This window comes from Bosea sp. (in: a-proteobacteria), from assembly GCF_023953965.1.
In the GTDB taxonomy this organism is placed as follows: domain Bacteria; phylum Pseudomonadota; class Alphaproteobacteria; order Rhizobiales; family Beijerinckiaceae; genus Allobosea.
Genome location: NZ_JAMLIX010000001.1, coordinates 2,041,218 through 2,058,038, shown reverse-complemented (window position 1 = coordinate 2,058,038; position 16,821 = coordinate 2,041,218). Strand labels below are relative to the sequence as shown.

Below are 16,821 nucleotides of genomic sequence, written 5' to 3'. Positions count from 1 at the left end.
GGCCGCGTCCTGCGGGCCTTCAGCGGGATGCGCGATCGTAACGGACCGCCGTTGCGTAGCGGGGGTCCTCATGCGCCTGCCAGTACAAGTCGTGGAGGCGGCCGGTCATCGGTCCCGGGACGCCGCAACCGACGGGCTTGCCGTCGAGGACCGTCACCGGGATGACGCCGCCGGCCGTGCTGGAGATGAAGATCTCATCGGCCCGGCCCAATTCATCGAAGGGGATATCGCGGATATCGACAGGGATCTGGATCGACTGGGCGAGTTCGATCACCGTTCGCCGCGTCATGCCTTCGAATGCGCCGCGTATCGGTGTCGTCAGCTTGCCGTCCAGAAGCGCGAACACGTTGAAGCCGGGCCCCTCGGTGATGTTGCCGTCGCGATCGGGCAGGATCGGCACCAGCGCCCCCTGGCCGTAGACGTCGTAGGAGGCCATGACGAGATCGAGCCAATGGAAATTCTTGATCCGCGGATCGAGCGAGGCCGGCGGAATGCGCTCCACGCTCGCAACGCCGACCCGGATCCCGTCCCGGCGCTGCTCCTCATTGGCGATCCAGGAGAACGGCGCCGCGAACGCGTAGAAGCGATTGCGGCAGTCGCGCGGATCGCGGCTTCCGGGCGGGGGAACGCCGCGCGTGCACGTCATCTGGATATAGGAATCCCTTAGCCGGCTCATCGCGACGCAGTCATGAAGGATGTCGATGATCTGGCCGCGGCTGTAGTCGAGGGCCATGTTGAGCCCGGCCATCGACCGGTGGAACCGGTCGACATAGTCGTTCAGGAGGAAGAAATACCCTTTCCAGACATGGACGACGTCATAGGTCGCCTCCGATTTCAGGAAACCGCGGTCCAGCAACGGAATACGGGCTTCATCGAGCGGAACATAGGCTCCATCGACGAAAGCGACGCCGGCCGACAGATCGGTTTCAGGATCGGAAGACATCATAAGGACGGTCCTGGGATTGCAGCCGGGCAGGCTTACGCTTGAACGCGACGCCGCGGCAACGCTGCCGGATCATCGGCTTTCATCCTCCGGAAGCCCGGCGGAACACTCAAGCTCGCCGCCGCGATTGAATGCCGGAAACTCCAGCGTCCGGCAACCCTTCGCATGGCAAGGCACAGTGGCAAGGCACAGTGGCAAGTCCTGCCCGGCCGATCTGCGGTCAGGCAAGGCGCCGTCGCAAGATCGCGGAGAGGTCGCTGACCGGCCTGTCGATCGGGCCCGTCACCGCGGCGACGAGATCGTCGACCGTGTTCGCAGGCCAGAAATCGCGGGTCAGCAGCCTCAGCTTGGCGGCCATCTTGTCGATCGTGGGGATGCGCGCCTCGGCCCATTCCACTTCGAAGGATTTGACCTCACCGGTATTCATTTCGATGTCGATCTCTTCGGCCCCGGTCGCATCGCGCCGGTCTTCGCCGATGAGGTCGATCTTCTGCATGAAAGCCTCGATCGCAGGATCGGCGAACCCTTTGGTGAAGGTCTCGACATCGCTCATGTCGCGGCCGAGCAGCGCTGCGGCGACGCAGAACTGCGTGCTGTTCTGCGCCTGGGTGAAGCGCGTGAACGGCCCGCGCCAGTCGGCGCCGGGATATTTCAGCGAACGCGCCGACATGCGCACCGTGACGCGCCTGACGTCGCTTGCGGAGATGCCGGCGCGACGGGCGGCGATGCCGGCATCGACGGCGCGCTGCTTGTCGCCGCTGAGCGGATAGGCCTTGCACCAGACATTGAGGATGCGCCACTGGTCGCCGATGCGGAACGGCTCGACGAGCGGGCCGAAGGCGTTGAAATAGCCGCTCGGCCCCTCGAAGGAGAGCGGCGTGCTGAAAACGCCGGCCTCGCCCAGTCTTGCGGCGAGAATGCCGGCGCGCCCCGCCGCCCCGGCATGGATGTACATTTCCATGCCGGTCAGCGCGATGCCTTCGATCAGGCCGAACGCGAAGTTCGCGCCCATGTTCACGGCGCCTGCGGCCTGGGGCTCATCGAGGCCATAGACCTTGGCGACCGCCGCGGCCGCCCCGACCGATCCCAGGATCGACGTGGTCCGCAGGCCGCGATCGATGACCGATCGCGCGAGCGCCTGGCCGAGCGCGAGCTCGACCTCGTAGCCGACCAGGATGCCAAGAAGGACGTCCCCGATCGTGGCCGCGCGGCCGGCTGCGATCATCTCCTCGGCCGCGGCGAGGCAGGAAGGCACCATGACCGCCCCCGGATGATCCGCCGTCTTTTGATGGATGTCCTCATAGAGGATCGAGTGCACCGATGTACCGTTCACCAGCGCGGCATCGCCGGCCGGGCGGAGCACGTCATCGACGAGTGAGGTGCAAGGGCCGTTGCCATTGCCCGCCACGGCACGGCGCACGACCCGCGTCACATCGACATCGCGCCCGGCGATGCCCGTACTGACGGCGTCGAGCAAGCGGTCCCGGGCCCGGTCCTGAACATGCGGGGGGACGTCGTTCCAATCGAGTTCCGCGACGTAGCGTGAGATCACCTGCGAGATTGTTGAGGTCATGTCGGCTTCTTCTCCCCCGGTATCCAACTGTTCTGGCCAGCGGCTCGGCCGTTCGATCAAACCCGTCACTTCACGCGATCTAAACGCACAGCTCGTTGGATATACTGCGGCTCAGCGTATCGGCCCGCTCCCCCGGCGACATCCAGGCGATCTACTCCCTTGACTTCAGCCATGTCAATTTTTAGAGTATATGAAATCTTTTTCGCATATATGAAAAAATAACGGCATAACTGCGAAACTGGGAGGGAACATCAATGAAATTGCCGGGAGTCCGCATCGCAGCACTCACCTCGGAGTGCGGCCCTGACCGACCGTATGACTCCGGTCCGCGTGCGGTGTTTTCCCGGGAATATTGAAATGTTGATGCAACAACTGCTCAACGGTCTGGTGAGCGGATCGATCTACGCGCTCTTCGCGCTGGGGTTCAATCTGGTCTTCGGCACGATGAACATCATGAACCTCGCCCATGGGGCGGTGTTCATGACAGGCGCCTTCGTCGGCGTTCTGACCGTCAACCTCGGGGGCCCGTTCCCGCTGGCGCTGCTGGCCGCGATGCTGGCGGGCGGCGTGCTGTCGGTGGCGATCGATTTCGTCGCGTTCCGTCCGCTGCGGCGGCGCCATGCCGGGGAATTCGCCGCGCTCGTCGCCAGCATCGGCGTGAATCTGGCCCTGCTCAATATCATGCAGGCCTTGTCGAAGACCCAGTTCTACCGCTTTCCCCCGAAGACCTTTCCGAGCGGCATCGTCCATTTCCTGGGTTTTCGGATCACCTGGCTGCAGATGACGATCGTGGCGCTGATGATCGTCCTCGTCGTCCTGCTCATCGCCTATCTCTATTACACCAGCGTCGGCAGGCAGATCCGGGCTGTCGCCTATAGCGAGCGGACCGCCATGTTGCTCGGTGTCGATCCCGGCAAGGCCTATTTCCAGACCTTCTTCCTGTCCGGGGTCCTGGCGGGCGCGGCGGGTGTCCTCATCGGGCTCGTGTTCAATTCGGTCCATTTCATGATGGGCGAGCCGCAGATGCTGAAGGCTTTCGTGGTCCTGGTGTTGGGCGGGCTGGGCAGCCTGCCCGGAGCTGTGGTCGCCGGGCTCATACTCGGCGTGTTGCAGACGCTCACCGCGGTTTATCTTCCCGTCGGCCTGGGAGATATCGTGGTCTATTCACTGCTGTTTGCCGTGCTCCTCATTTACCCGAACGGAATCTTCGGATCGAAGGTCAGGACGCATGCACGGGTGGGGCGGGTATGAGCGGCTTTTTCTATGCCAGCCAGGTCCTGCTCGATCTGGTCCTGCTGAACTGTGGCTTCGCGCTCGCGCAATATGTCGTGCAACGGGCCGGAGTGTTCTCGGTGGCGACCGCAGGGGTCGCTTCCATCGGTGCCTATGCGGCCGCGATCGCGGTCACGCGTGCCGGCCTGCCCGGAACGGCCGCGATCGCCATCGCCGGATTGGCCGGTCTCATCGTATCGGCGCTGTTGTCGATTCCGCTCGCGCGCCTCAGAGGCGCCTACCAGGCGATCGCGACCATCGCCTTCGTGCAGATCGTCATGGCGGTGATGTTCTATGCCGAAAGCTGGACCGGCGGCTCCGTCGGCATCAAGGACATTCCGAAGCTCGTCGGAAGCTGGCATCTCCTCCTCGCCGTCGCGGTCACGCTCTACATGGTGCATTGCCTCGATCGCTCCGGCGTGGGGCGCGCCTTCAACGCCATCCGCCAGGATGAGGTGGTCGCCGTCACGCTCGGCATCTCGGTGGTCAAGTATCACATCATCGCCTTCGCGATCAGCGGCACGATCGGCGGCTTCTTCGGCGGCATGCAGGCGCTTTACTTCTACAGCATCGAGCCGGCCATGTTCGGCTTCGCGATGGCCATCGCGATCCTGACCTATGTCATCTTCGGCGGCCAGAACTCCGTCATCGGCCCGATCGTCGGCACCGTCATCCTGACGCTCGTCCCGGAAATCGCCCGGCCGCTCGCCGACAGCCGGATGCTCGTTTTCGGCATCCTGCTGGTGATCTCGACCATTTTCCTGCCGGACGGCTTCGTCGACAGCCTCGGCTCGCTCCTGCGCCGGCGTCGGACGGCGCGGCGAGAGGCCGCGAAGGAAGGGGCGAACTGACATGTCCACGCTCGTCCTTGAAGATGTGGCCAAAAGCTTCGGCGGCGTGCATGCGATCTCGAAGATCGACCTCGCCGTCCCCCCGGGGCGCGTCACCGGATTGATCGGGCCGAACGGCGCCGGCAAGACGACCGTCGTCAACATGATCACGGGGCTGTTGAAGCTCACCAGGGGGCGCATCCGGCTCGACGATCAGGACCTGACGGTCGCTCCGCCTCACCGCGTCGCGCGGGCGGGCGTGGCGCGGACCTTCCAGAACATCCGGCTGCTGCCCAAGGCGAGCGTCGTCGACAACATCGTCGTCGGCTTTCACCAGCACGAGAAGGCGACGCTGATCGAAAGCCTGCTCGGCCTGCCGCGTCCCCGCCGGGAGGAGGCGATGTTCGTCGAGCGGGCGCGCGCGCTGGTCGGGCGGTTCAACATGGCCCGTTATGCCGATCGCCCGGCCGGCGAGCTGGCCTACGGCGATCAGCGCCGTGTCGAGATCATGCGCGCATTGGTGTCGGAGCCCAGGGTCCTGCTCCTGGACGAGCCGGTCGCCGGCATGAACGATGTCGAGGCCGACCGGATCGGGGAGATCATTGCCGGGCTGACGGCGCAGAACATCGGGATATTGCTGATCGAGCACAACATCCGCTTCGTCTCGAAACTCTGCGCCGAAATCGTGGTGCTGGCCGAAGGCCACGTGATCGCATCGGGCCCGCCGCAGACGGTCATGCGGGATCCGTCCGTGATGTCAGCCTATCTTGGAGCCTGAGATGCTGAAGGTGACCTCACTCTCCGCGTCCTATTCGGGCATCGTCGCCTTGCGCGACGTGTCGCTGTCGGTGAAGGCGGGCGAGATGGTCGCCCTGATCGGGCCCAACGGCGCCGGCAAGTCGACATTGCTCAACTGCCTGAGCGGCCTGGTCACGCCGCACCATGGTTCCATCGAGTTCCACGGGCGCAAGCTCGCGCGGCAGCCGGCTTACCGGATCGCGCGTCAGGGGCTGCTGCAGGTGCCGGAAGGGCGCCGGATCATCGGGGACCAGTCGGTTCTCGAGAACCTGCTCCTCGGCAAGCTCGCCGCGGCCGACCGATCCCGCGAGGAGCAGCTCGACAGGGTCTTCACATTATTCCCGATCCTGCACGAAAGACAGACCCAGATCGCCGGTTCGCTGAGCGGCGGCCAGCAGCAGATGCTCGCGATCGGCCGGGCGCTGATGGGGATGCCGCATATGATGCTCCTGGACGAGCCCGGCCTCGGCCTGTCTCCGGTCATGGCCGATCGGGTGTTCGAGGCGTTGTCGACCCTCAATCGCGACGGCCTGACGATCCTGCTCGTGGAGCAGAACGCCCGCCGCGCTCTGGCGGCGACGCACCGGACCTACGTTCTTGAACAAGGCAGAATCGCGTTCAGCGGCGAGAGCGCTGAACTGAAGGACGATCCGCGGGTGATCGAGCATTACCTGGGATTGTAGCGGCGCAGGGGGCGAGAACGCAGCCGCGTGAACACCTGATCCATTCACCTGAGCGGGGAGGAACCACATGTATAAGAAACTCATGCTGACGATCGGCGCGATGTCGCTCATGGCCGCGTCGCCGATGCAGGCGGCCCTGGCCAAAGAATTCAAGATCGGCATCGTCGCGGCGACCACCGGAGCGACCTCCTTCGTCGGGCTTCCGGTCGCCAATGCCGTCTTGCTGGCCATCGACGAGATCAACAAGAGCGGCCTGCTCGGCGGCGACACGCTGAAGGGCGAGGTGCAGGACACCGGCTCGAACAAGGCGCAGGCGATCACCCTCTTCAACCGGTTCGCGCTCAACTCGGATGCGCTGATGATCTTCGGGCCGACCAACAGCGCCGAATCCCTCAGCACCGCGCCGCTTTCGAAGGAGCTGAAGATCGTCCAGTATCCGGTCACGATCTTTGCCGATGTCGCCAAGGCGAGCGAGTATTCCTTCATCGGCGGCATGCCCTCGGCCAATCTGGCGCATGATCTGGCCGAATTCGGCGCGAAGAAGCTCGGCGTGAAGAAATGCGCCATGGTCTATGGCCGCGACAACGATGCCTATCCCGCGCAGGCCGCCGGCGTGCGGGACGTCATGAAGCAGAACGGCGTCGCCATCGTCGCCGAAGACACCATCACCTCGAGCGATAGCGACTTTCTCGGCATCGCGACGAAAATCGCCAGCCAGAACATCGATTGCCTGCTGCTGATCACGCAGCCCGACCAGGGCGCCAACATCGTCGTGCAGGCCAAGCAGGCCGGCCTCAGCGACGACGTCAAGATCCTCGCCTGCCAGGCGATGGCGGCACCGGCCTGGACCGATATCGGTGGCGATGCGGTCAAGGGATCCTACGTCACCACGGAATACGATCCGAGCGGCATCAACGAAGAGGCGCATGAATTCACCAAGAAATATGCCGCGCGCTACGGCGTCCAGCCGACGAATTACTCGGCGCTCGCCTATGACATGATGAAGCTCGTGGCCAACGCCATCCGCAACGCCGGGCCCGATGTGACCCGCCAGTCCTTCCGCGACGCCCTCGCGAAGGAGCCGCCGGTCAAGTCGATCGTCGGACAGGGCACCTACAGCCTGAACGCCGACCGTATCGCCAATTTCCAGAGCGTCATCCTCCAGGTCTCCGACGGCAAGCTCAAGACCATCGGGAAATAGCGACAGCGGGCCGGACGGATCGGAAATGCGCATGAACCAGCTATCGGGGCGGCCGACCTATATCGTGGTCGGCGGGGGATCGGCGGGTTGCGTGCTGGCCGCCAGGCTTTCCGAGCGTCCGGCCAACCGTGTCCTGCTGATCGAGGCGGGCATGGATTATGTCGAGACAACCGCTCCTTCGGACGTGCTCGACACCTATCCCGGGCGGGCGCTTGGAAACATGGCCTATTACTGGCCCGCCCTGAAGGTGTCGCGGGGCGCGGACGCCTATACGCCGGAGGCCGCCAGGGCGCCCTATTTCTACCTCCAGCCCCGCATCATGGGCGGCGGATCGAGCATCAACGGGCAGGTGGGGCTGCGTGGCGCGGAGGACGATTTCGATCGATGGGCGGCCCTGGGCGCCGACGGGTGGGACTGGGCCGGTGTCGAGCCTTATTTCAGGAAGCTGGAGAGCGATCTCGACCATGCCGACCCGCTTCATGGCTCCGCCGGGCCGATCAGCATACGCCGCATCTACCCGGACAAATGGGACAGCTTCACGCTAGCCGTCGCCGAGCAGTGGAGGCGGGAAGGACATGCCTATCTGGACGACCTCAACGGCACGTTTCGAGACGGTTTCGGCCCCATCCCGCTGAGCAACGATCGCCATATCCGCTCCTCGACCGCGCTAGACTACCTGACACCCGAGGTCCGCAATCGCGATAATCTGCTGATATGGGCCGACACCACCGTGGAGCGCGTTCTGATCAGGGACGGACGCGCCACGGGCGTCGCGCTGCGTCGATCCGGCGCTGCGGAAACGATCGAAGGCGACAATGTCGTTCTCAGCGCCGGAACGCTGCATTCCCCCGCGATCCTGCTGCGTTCGGGCGTCGGGCCGGCGGCGCATCTCGCCGACACCGGCGTGACGCCTCTCGTCGACCGCGCCGGGGTGGGCGGCAACCTGCAGGATCACCCGCTGATCTCGGTTTGCGCCTATCTGCCGGCATCCGCACGGACGAAGCCGTTCGTGCGCCGCAATTACAGCTATCTGCGGCACTCGTCGCACCACGCGGATTGCGCGCCGGCGGATCTGGTCACGATGGCCGTCTGCCGGTCGGCCTGGCACGCGCTCGGCGAGCGGATCGCCACGCTCTCGAGTTTCATCGCCGTTCCCTATTCGCGGGGCACGGTGAGGCTCGCCTCGCCCGATCCCGCCGCCGAGCCGGTGGTGACGTTCAACTGGCTCGACGATGCGCGCGACCGGGAGCGGCTGAAGGACGCCTTCCGCATGCAAGCCCTGACATTCCTGTCGGAACCGGTGCGGAAAGTGTCGCATGACCCGTTCCCGGCGAGCTATTCGGAGCGCGTCGCACGCTTCAACCGGCCGACCCGGGCGAATGCCTGGCTCAGCCGGGCGGGAAGCCTGTTTCTGGATGGTCCGGGCTCCCTGCGCAGGGCCTTCATCAGGCATGCGGTCCTGGATGGACCCACGCTGTCCGAGCTTCTGGCCGATCCGAAGCTGCTCGAGGACCATGTCTGCGGCGCGGTGCAGGGCGTCTGGCATCCGGCCGGGACGTGCCGGATGGGCGCGCCCGGCGCGCCCGAAAGCGTGACCGACAACCGCGGCGCCGTGATCGGCATCGACAACCTGTTCGTCGCCGACGCCTCGATCATGCCATGCGTCACCCGCACCAACACCAATCTTCCGGCGATCATGATCGGCGAGAAAATCGCCGATCAGTTGCGCTCGTCCGGCCGCTGATCCGGCCGTCTCAATTATTGGCCGCGAGCAGGCCGCGCGCCACGACATGGGCCTGGATCTCGCCCGCGCCCTCGAAGATGTTGAGAATGCGCGCGTCGCAGAGGACCCGGCTGATCTCGAATTCCAGCGCATAGCCGTTGCCGCCGTGGATCTGCAGGCTGGTATCGGCATTGCTCCACGCCACCCGCGCGGCGAGCAGCTTGGCCATGCCGGCTTCGACGTCGCAGCGCTTGCCCTTGTCCTTCTCATGGGCGGCGAAATAGGTGAGCTCGCGCGCGATGAGGCCCTCGGCAGCCATCAGGGCGAGCTTGTCCGAAACGCGCGGAAAAGCCGCGATCGGGCGGCCGAACTGTCTGCGGTTGAAGGCATAGTCGAAGCCGAGCTCGAAGGCGCGGCGCGCCACGCCGACGGCGCGGGCCGCCGTCTGGATGCGGGCGCTCTCGAAGGTTCGCATCAGTTGCCGGAACCCGTCGCCTTCCCGCCCGCCGAGCAACCCTTCGGCCGGGACCTCGAAGCCGTCGAAGGCGAGGACATATTCGCGCATGCCGCGATAGCCGAGCACCTCGATCTCGCTGCCCGACATGCCCTCGGCGGGAAAGGGCTCGGCTTCCGTGCCGCGCGGTTTCGGGGCGAGCAGCATGCTCAGCCCGGCATGTCCCCTTTCCTCAGGGATAGTGCGGACGAGGATGGTCATCAGATCGCTGCGGCTGGCATGCGTGATCCAGGTCTTGCTGCCGTGGATGCGCCAGTTGCCGTCCGCGTCGCGCCGGCCCTGCGCGGTGAGACGGCCGAGATCCGAGCCCGTGTCCGGCTCCGTGAAGACCGCGGTCGGCAGGACCTCGCCGCTGGCGATCTTCGGCAGCCATTCCCGTTTCTGATCCTCCGTGCCGACGAGGCCGATGAGTTCGCCGGCGATCTCCGAGCGGGTGCCGAGCGATCCGGCGGCGATCCAGCCGCGGCTCAACTCCTCGGTGACGATGCACATCGCCACCTTGCCCAGGCCAAGCCCGCCGTGATCGGCATCGATCGAGAGGCCGAAGACACCGAGTTCGCCCATCTGGGCGACGATCTCGTCGGGGATCAGCGCATTGTCGAGGTGCCAGCGCTGCGCGTCGGGCACGATGCGTTCGTCGACGAAGCGGCGGAACTGGTCGCGGATCAGGTCGAGCGTTTCGTCGCCGCTCTGCTCGTCGATGGATTCGCCGGCATGGAGACGGGCGATCAGCGCGGCGCGGTTGTCCGCCGTGTTGCCCGCGCGCAGCAGGAGCGCGACCGCGTCCTCGGATGCAAGCCTCGCCGCAGCCGCGTCGAGGCCGAGCTCGGCCGGGCGGACGATCTCGTTCTGGCTCATCGGCAGGCCGGCAACGAGCTGCGCCAGGTATTCGCCGAAGCCGATCTTCAGGGCCAGCATCTCGGCCGCGCGCAGGCCGTCGCGCTCGACCAGACGCTCGGCCCAGACCGCGGACTTGTCCAGCGCGGTGACCAGCGTCGCGATCCAGGCGAGCCCGTGGACGGCCCTTTGTTCCCGGTCGAGCGCCTGGCTGTCGATGCGCTCGCCCGCCATCACGCGCCCGGCGACGGTGAGCCGGGCTTCCGAGAGATAACGCGACGCCGCATCGCAGGCCCGGCGCAGCAGCCCGGCGAGGTCGCGCGGCTCCAGTTCGAGGCTTGCGCCCGTTTCCATGCTCATGCCGTCGCCTCCGCTCCGGCGACCACCTTCCGATCGTGCAGCGCCGCGATCTGGCCCGAGGACAGACCGAGGACCTCGGCCAGGATCGCATCCGTATGCTCTCCGAGACGCGGCGCGCGGACGGGGGGGCTGCGCTCGCCGCCGCCGAACGTCGCGGCCGCGCCGGGCGTCAGATAGCTGTGGCCTGAAGGGTGGTCGACCATCGCGAAGACGGGATTGGCGGTCGAGAAGGCCGCATCTTCCGCCAGCGCCTGATGGAGCGTCCGATAGGGGCCCCAGCATACGCCGTTGGCGTCGAAGGCCCGCGCGAGCGCATCATGATCGCGGGCGGCGACGGCGCCGGCGACGATCGCGTTCAGCGGCTCGCGAAAGCGGAAGCGCGTGCCCTCGTCACGATCGAAGGACAGCCCGGCCTGTGCTTCGAGCGCCTTGATCTGCGCCGCGATCCCGAGCGCTGCCACCAGCCCCGTCCATTGCCGGGTGGTGATGGCCACGATCATCAGCCGCCGTCCGTCGCGGGTCAGGAAATCCTTGCCGAAGGCGCCGAAGAGATTGTTGCCGTAACGCGCGCGGTCGGCGCCTGAAATGCTGGTTTCGGCGATCTGGCCGAGATGGCCGAGGCTGGCGGCCGCCACGTCGCTCAGGGGGATGCGCACCTCCTGGCCCCGGCCGGTGCCGCGCCTGCACCGTTCCGCGGCGAGCAGGGCAAAGGCGGCATAGGCGCCGGTCACGAGGTCCCAGGCCGGCAGCACATGGTTGACCGGCTCCTCGCCCAGCGTCGCGGGGCCGGTCATCTGCGGAATGCCGACGGCGCTGTTGATCGTGTAATCGACCGCCGGCGTGCCGTCGGCGTGCCCCATGACACGCAGCGTGATCAGGTCCGGCCGGCTCTTGCTGAGGCGCTCGTGGGAGAGGAAGCCCGCCGCCGGGAAATTGGTGAGGAAGATGCCCCGCTCCTCTCCCGGCGCCGCGATCAGCGCCACGGCCAGCTCCCGCCCTTCCGGCGAGGACAGGTCGATCGCGATGGATTTCTTGCCCTTGTTCAAGCCTTCCCAGTAGAGGCTGGCGCCGCCGGGCGCCTGAGGCCAGCGGTTGAAATCCGGTCCGCCGCCGATCATGTCGAAGCGGATCACCTCGGCGCCGAGCTGCGCGAGATAAAGTCCGCATGACGGCGCCGCGATGAAGGAGCTTCCTTCGACGACCCGCATTCCCCCGAGCAACTGATACATCGAACATCCACTCCTGCGTCGCGGGTCAATGCAGGCGGCTTCGCGCATCACGCGGGAAATACATGCCTGACCGGGCCTTCATCCGCGTGATTCCGCGCGCTTCGGCATCTCGACGGCCGTCAGTATGCGCTTGACACCTTCCTTGTCAATTTTTAGAGTATACGAAAATATTTTCGTATATATAAAAAACAAAACCGTACTTGCGCCGGTGTGGGCAGCGGGAACGACAAACCAACGGGAGGAAGAAAAATGCGTGCATTCGGAACGTCCGCGGTCGCCAGGCTGGGCCTTGTCGCAGCCTTCGCTTTGATGCCTGGCATCGCCGCATGGGCGCAGACGCCAATCCGTATCGGCCTGATCGCGTCGCTGAGCGGCCCGATCGGCGCGCAGGGGCAGCAATACGCCAATGGCGCGAAGCTGGCCGCGAAAGCGATCAACGAGGCCGGAGGCATCGCGGCGATCGGCAAGCGGCCATTGGATCTGTCGGCGCTCGACGATGCGTCCGTCCCCGCGAACGCGCGCACGCTCGCGATCAAGCTCATGAACGACGGCGACATGCCGGCGCTGCTCGGGCCCTGGGGCAGCGGCACCTGCCTTGCGGTCGCCCCCGTCGCCGAGCAGCAGCGGATTCCCATCATCTGCAGCGGCACGGCCGACCAGATCACCCAGCAGGGTTATCGCTATGTCTTCAACCGCGGCACGCTCGCCAGCACCTTCGTCGGCGGTGCCTTCACCGTACTCAAGGGTCTCAACAACGAGGCCGGCGCCAATATCAAGAAGGTCTCGGTTCTCTATGAGGACGGGGCCTATGGCACGAACGGCGACAAGCAGGCCAAGAAATCCGCGGCCGAGACCGGGTTCGAGCTCACCTCGGAAATCTCGTTCCGCACCGGCACGCCCGATCTCTCGCCGCTCGTCAACCGCGCGGTCGGCTCCGCGACCGACGCGATTCTGGCGATCAACTTCCTCGGCGACACGATCAATATCGTGCGCGGCGTGAAGACCTTGAAATCCCCGGCGCTGGTGGTCGGCTACGGTCCGAACGTGATCGATCCGGAAATGCAGAAGCTCGGAGCGACCGCGGAAGGCGTCCTCGCCATTTCCGATTGGAACGACGACGTCGCCAAGCCCGGCATCAAGGCGTTCCGTGATGCCTACCGGGCAGCCCATGGCACCGATGCCGGACCGGCTGCCGCGGCCGGATGGAGCGACACCTATTTCCTGAAGGAGGCGCTGGAAAAGGCCGGCACGCTCGACCCGACGAAGGTTCGCGACGCGATCGCCTCCGTGAAGCTCAGCAGCGGTCCGGCGCTCGATGTCGAACCCTACAACCAATACGGCTTCGACGAGAACGGGCTGGCCGTCGGCCAGAACGAGCGCCTGATCGCGGTCCAGGTGCAGGACGGCAAGTTCGTGACGATCTGGCCTCCGGCTGTCGCCAGCGGCAAATTCCGCCCGACGATGGCCAAATGAACGGAGGCTCCCCGAAAGTCGTCATCGCCTGATCCGGATCGGTTATGCTGTCAACTCTCGTCCAAAGCATTGTCAGCGGCGCGCTGGTTGGTGGCATGTATGCCGCCATCGGGATCGGACTTACGCTGATCTTCGGCGTCGTCAGGATCGTCAACTTCGCCCACGGCTCCTTCCTGATGGCGGCCGCCTATTGCAGCTGGCTGCTCTTCGACCGCTTTGCGATCGATCCGTATGCCAGCGTGCTGATCCTGGTTCCCGCCTTCTTCATACTCGGCATGGTCTATTATTGGACCCTGCTGCGCCCGATGGTCGGCACGTCGCTCCTGGCGCAATCGCTGCTGACCATCGGCGTCAATCTTGTGATCCAGAACGGCGCGCTCGGCCTGTTCGGCAGCCAGGTCAAGATCGTCGAGCTGCCATATACCACCGAAAGCATCGCGATCCTCGGATTGACCCTGCCGGTGACGCGGCTCGTGGCGGGCGCCGCGGGCCTGCTGGCGACGGTGATCATGTATTTCGGCCTGTGGAAGACCGGGCTCGGCGTCGCGGTGCGCGCCTCCGCCAGCGACCGGCCGATCGCCGAGGCGATGGGCATCAACACCTACTGGGCGCAAAGCGTCGTGACCGGCATCAGCCTGGCCTGCGTCGCGCTCGGCGGCGCGGTGCTGCTGCCGCTCTACTCGGCGTCGCCGGCGATGGCGACCGATTTCACCTTCCTGTCCTTCCAGATCATCGTCCTCGGCGGCATGGGCAGCTTCTTCGGGGCGCTCGTCGGCGGTGTCCTGCTCGGCATCAGCGAAAGCGTCGGCGCGACATTCTTCGACGGCTCGATGGGGCGGATGCTGACATTCGTCCTGTTCGTCCTGCTGCTGATCCTGCGCCCCAACGGCATTCTACGCGGGAGGCCGCAGTGAAGCGCGATTTCACAATCCTCGTCATCGCGCTCCTCGTGGCGGGGGGCGTGCCGGTCCTCACCTCCGATCGCTACATCCTGACCGTCGCGACCAGCGTGATGATCTGGGCCTATCTCTCCAGCGCCTGGAACATTCTCGGCGGCCTGGCGGGCCAGCTCTCCTTCGGCCACGCCATCTTCTTCGGCGCCGGCGCCTATACCTCCGGCGCGCTCTTCGCCCAATGGGGATGGCATCCGCTGATCGGGGGCGCGCTCGGCATCGTGTTCGCCTGCGTGCTGGCGGTCGCGATCGGCTATGTCAGCGTCCGTTACGGGCTCGTCCACCTGCACTTCGCGCTGGTGACCACGGCGATCAGCCAGGTGGCGCTGTTCTTCGCCATGGGGTCGGATTTCGTCGGCGGGGTCAATGGCCTGAGCCTGCCGTTCAAGGCGGGGCCCTGGCAGCTCTTCTTCCGGGACACGGCGATCTATTACTGGATATTCCTGGCCATGACGGGATTGGTGATCGCCTTCACCATTTTCATCCGCAACCGCAAGCTCGGCCTCTATTTCATGTGCGTCCGCGAAAGCGAGATCGCGGCCAGCGGCATCGGCATCGACGTCATGCGGCAGAAATTGCTCGCGATCGTCCTCAGCGCGGCGTTGACCGCAGGCGGCGGCGTCATGTTCGCGCAATTCCTGCGCTTCCTCGATCCCGACAGCATTTTCGGCTGGGCGGTCTCGATCGAGATCGTCATTCCCGCGATGCTCGGCGGCACGCTGGCGACGTTCGGGCCGGCGCTCGGCGCCCTCATCTACGTGATCCTGCATGAAGTGACGCGCGCCAGCCTCGAATTCGCCGGCGCGCCGCTGGTGATCGTCGGCATCGTGCTCACGATCGTGGTTCTCTTCCTGCCCGAGGGGATCATTCCGTCCTGGCGCATGCGCTGGCGCCGCAAGGGCCGGAAGACCGCGCCGCAGCCCCAGCCTGCCGCGGCGCCGGCTCCGCTGGTGATGCAAGCCGTTCCGGCGCCGAAGTCAGGCGACGTGATCCTGCGGGCCGAAGCGGTCAGCCGGCGCTTCGGCGGCGTGCAGGCGGTATCCGACGTGACGTTCTCCTGCCGGGCGGGCGAGCGGCTGGCGATCATCGGGCCGAACGGCGCCGGAAAATCCACGCTCTTCGCCCTGCTGGGCGGCTTCATCCGGCCCGACCGCGGCACGATCACCTTCGACGGCCAGCGGATCGACGGCCTGACGGCGAACCAGATCTGCAGGCTCGGCCTGTCCCGGACCTTCCAGACGGCTCAGCCCTTCAAGGAATTGACCGTCTACCAGAACATCCTGGCCTCCACCTATCTGCGGGCCCGGACCGACGCGGAAGCCAAGGCCGCGGCGACGAAGGCGATGGAGCTGTTCCAGCTGACCCCCTTCGCGGCCGAGCGCTCGGCCGACCTCAACATCGCCGACCAGAAGCGGCTGGAGCTCGCGCGGGCCTATGCGACCCGCCCGCGCCTGATCCTCCTGGACGAGGTCGGGGCAGGCCTGACGGAGATCGAGCTCGAACAGCTCACCGCGACCCTCATGCGCCTGAACGTCGAGCACGGCGTCGCGCTGATCTTCATCGAGCACGTGATGTCGATGGTCAGCGCGCTCGCCGAACGGGTGATCGTCCTGCAGGACGGCAAGGTGTTGACCGAAGGATCCGCCGCCGAGGTCTCGCGGAACGAAACGGTCATCCGCGCCTATCTCGGAGAGGAGATGCTCATTGCTCAGGATTGAGAATCTCGTCACCGGCTACGGCCCCGCCGATGTCGTCCACGGCGTTTCCATACGCGTCCCGAAGGGCGAGGTGACCGGCATCGTCGGCGCCAACGGCGCCGGCAAGACGGCCTTGCTGCAAGCGGTCTGCGGCCTCCTCGACCACCAGGGGACAATTCATCTCGAGGGCCGGGACATCACCGCGATGCGTGCCTATCAGCGCGCGCGCTCCGGCATCATGCTGGTGCCGGAAGGCCGGCGCGTGTTCGGCGACATGAGCGTCGCGGACAACCTGATGACCGCCTCGCTGCATCATCGCGTCCGGCGCAAGCGGGAGACGATATTGTCCTCCGTCTTCGGCCTGTTTCCACGGTTGAAGGAGAGGCTCGGCCAGCCTGCCGGCACGCTTTCGGGCGGCGAGCAGCAGATGCTGGCGATCGGGCGCGCCCTGATGGGGGACCCGCTCGTGCTGGTCCTCGACGAGCCTTCGCTGGGCCTGTCTCCGCTCTTCGTGCAGGAGGTTTTCCGGGCGCTCGAGACGCTGAGCAAGACCGGCCTGACCCTGATCCTGGTCGAGCAGAACATCCAGCACTGCCTGCGGCTGAGCAGCTACGCCTATGTGCTCGATCAGGGGCGGATCGTCATCGAAGGCAAGGCGGCTTCGCTGCTGCAGGATCCGCGTGTGCGGGAAGCCTATCTCGGTTCCCACGGCAAGTCGGCAAAGACGGCTTGAGG

The 16,821-nt window shown here is 65.8% G+C and carries 14 protein-coding genes; 10 read left to right on the top strand and 4 right to left on the bottom strand.

The annotated features are described in order from the left end of the window. Positions 1-19 precede the first annotated feature (19 nt). Complete coding sequence (locus tag M9917_RS09465) at positions 20-943, bottom strand: aminotransferase class IV (RefSeq protein WP_297253053.1); 924 nt, start codon at positions 941-943, stop codon at positions 20-22. Between the two features lie 220 nt (positions 944-1,163). Beyond that, complete coding sequence (locus M9917_RS09460; RefSeq protein WP_297253051.1) at positions 1,164-2,516, bottom strand: MmgE/PrpD family protein; 1,353 nt, start codon at positions 2,514-2,516, stop codon at positions 1,164-1,166. A 315-nt stretch (positions 2,517-2,831) separates the two neighbouring features. Between M9917_RS09460 and M9917_RS09455 the strand changes: the two genes are divergently transcribed. From M9917_RS09455 to M9917_RS09430, 6 genes are all read left to right on the top strand, one after another. Continuing rightward, positions 2,832-3,767, top strand: a complete 936-nt coding sequence (locus M9917_RS09455; RefSeq protein WP_297253049.1) for a branched-chain amino acid ABC transporter permease — start codon at positions 2,832-2,834, stop codon at positions 3,765-3,767. Beyond that, positions 3,764-4,639 (top strand): branched-chain amino acid ABC transporter permease, encoded by an 876-nt coding sequence (locus tag M9917_RS09450; protein ID WP_297253047.1) that lies wholly within the window; start codon positions 3,764-3,766, stop codon positions 4,637-4,639. Before M9917_RS09455 ends, M9917_RS09450 begins: the two co-directional genes overlap by 4 nt. A 1-nt stretch (position 4,640) precedes the next feature. After that, positions 4,641-5,396, top strand: coding sequence for an ABC transporter ATP-binding protein (locus tag M9917_RS09445; protein ID WP_297253045.1), 756 nt, complete (start codon positions 4,641-4,643; stop codon positions 5,394-5,396). Positions 5,397-5,454: 58 nt separating this feature from the next. Next, positions 5,455-6,099, top strand: a complete 645-nt coding sequence (locus M9917_RS09440; RefSeq protein ID WP_465246372.1) for an ABC transporter ATP-binding protein — start codon at positions 5,455-5,457, stop codon at positions 6,097-6,099. Positions 6,100-6,166: 67 nt separating this feature from the next. Then, positions 6,167-7,300, top strand: coding sequence for an ABC transporter substrate-binding protein (locus M9917_RS09435; RefSeq protein WP_297253041.1), 1,134 nt, complete (start codon positions 6,167-6,169; stop codon positions 7,298-7,300). Between the two features lie 31 nt (positions 7,301-7,331). Further along, entirely contained in the window at positions 7,332-9,044 is a 1,713-nt protein-coding gene (locus M9917_RS09430; RefSeq protein WP_297253039.1) for a GMC family oxidoreductase, read from the top strand. A gap of 10 nt (positions 9,045-9,054) precedes the next feature. Here M9917_RS09430 and M9917_RS09425 read toward each other — a convergent pair whose 3' ends face one another. Together M9917_RS09425 and M9917_RS09420 are read right to left on the bottom strand one after the other, a co-directional pair. Next, positions 9,055-10,728: an acyl-CoA dehydrogenase family protein gene (locus tag M9917_RS09425; protein ID WP_465246371.1), complete on the bottom strand. Its 1,674-nt coding sequence runs from the start codon at positions 10,726-10,728 to the stop codon at positions 9,055-9,057. Positions 10,729-10,730: 2 nt separating this feature from the next. Continuing rightward, positions 10,731-11,963, bottom strand: a complete 1,233-nt coding sequence (locus tag M9917_RS09420) for a CoA transferase (protein ID WP_297253035.1) — start codon at positions 11,961-11,963, stop codon at positions 10,731-10,733. A gap of 249 nt (positions 11,964-12,212) precedes the next feature. Between M9917_RS09420 and M9917_RS09415 the strand changes: the two genes are divergently transcribed. Genes M9917_RS09415 through M9917_RS09400 form a run of 4 tightly spaced genes read left to right on the top strand, consistent with a single transcriptional unit; the run spans position 12,213 to position 16,819 of the window. Continuing rightward, positions 12,213-13,436, top strand: coding sequence for an ABC transporter substrate-binding protein (locus tag M9917_RS09415; protein ID WP_297253033.1), 1,224 nt, complete (start codon positions 12,213-12,215; stop codon positions 13,434-13,436). Between the two features lie 44 nt (positions 13,437-13,480). After that, on the top strand, positions 13,481-14,350 hold the full coding sequence (locus M9917_RS09410; RefSeq protein WP_297253030.1) for a branched-chain amino acid ABC transporter permease: 870 nt from the start codon (positions 13,481-13,483) through the stop codon (positions 14,348-14,350). After that, positions 14,347-16,107: a branched-chain amino acid ABC transporter ATP-binding protein/permease gene (locus tag M9917_RS09405; protein ID WP_297253029.1), complete on the top strand. Its 1,761-nt coding sequence runs from the start codon at positions 14,347-14,349 to the stop codon at positions 16,105-16,107. The genes M9917_RS09410 and M9917_RS09405 overlap by 4 nt, the downstream gene beginning before the upstream one ends. Beyond that, positions 16,094-16,819, top strand: a complete 726-nt coding sequence (locus tag M9917_RS09400; RefSeq protein ID WP_297253027.1) for an ABC transporter ATP-binding protein — start codon at positions 16,094-16,096, stop codon at positions 16,817-16,819. Before M9917_RS09405 ends, M9917_RS09400 begins: the two co-directional genes overlap by 14 nt. The last annotated feature ends 2 nt before the right edge of the window (positions 16,820-16,821 follow it).

What these genes read in the sequence shown, in the direction of transcription:
- M9917_RS09415 (WP_297253033.1), top strand. Translation starts at nt 12,213, where the DNA reads ATGCGTGCATTCGGAACGTCCGCGGTCGCCAGGCTGGGCCTTGTCGCA.
- M9917_RS09430 (WP_297253039.1), top strand. Translation starts at nt 7,332, where the DNA reads ATGAACCAGCTATCGGGGCGGCCGACCTATATCGTGGTCGGCGGGGGA.
- M9917_RS09445 (WP_297253045.1), top strand. Translation starts at nt 4,641, where the DNA reads ATGTCCACGCTCGTCCTTGAAGATGTGGCCAAAAGCTTCGGCGGCGTG.
- M9917_RS09450 (WP_297253047.1), top strand. Translation starts at nt 3,764, where the DNA reads ATGAGCGGCTTTTTCTATGCCAGCCAGGTCCTGCTCGATCTGGTCCTG.
- M9917_RS09455 (WP_297253049.1), top strand. Translation starts at nt 2,832, where the DNA reads ATGACTCCGGTCCGCGTGCGGTGTTTTCCCGGGAATATTGAAATGTTG.
- M9917_RS09435 (WP_297253041.1), top strand. Translation starts at nt 6,167, where the DNA reads ATGTATAAGAAACTCATGCTGACGATCGGCGCGATGTCGCTCATGGCC.
- M9917_RS09465 (WP_297253053.1), bottom strand. Translation starts at nt 943, where the DNA reads ATGTCTTCCGATCCTGAAACCGATCTGTCGGCCGGCGTCGCTTTCGTC.
- M9917_RS09420 (WP_297253035.1), bottom strand. Translation starts at nt 11,963, where the DNA reads ATGTATCAGTTGCTCGGGGGAATGCGGGTCGTCGAAGGAAGCTCCTTC.
- M9917_RS09410 (WP_297253030.1), top strand. Translation starts at nt 13,481, where the DNA reads ATGCTGTCAACTCTCGTCCAAAGCATTGTCAGCGGCGCGCTGGTTGGT.
- M9917_RS09460 (WP_297253051.1), bottom strand. Translation starts at nt 2,516, where the DNA reads ATGACCTCAACAATCTCGCAGGTGATCTCACGCTACGTCGCGGAACTC.
- M9917_RS09425 (WP_465246371.1), bottom strand. Translation starts at nt 10,728, where the DNA reads ATGGAAACGGGCGCAAGCCTCGAACTGGAGCCGCGCGACCTCGCCGGG.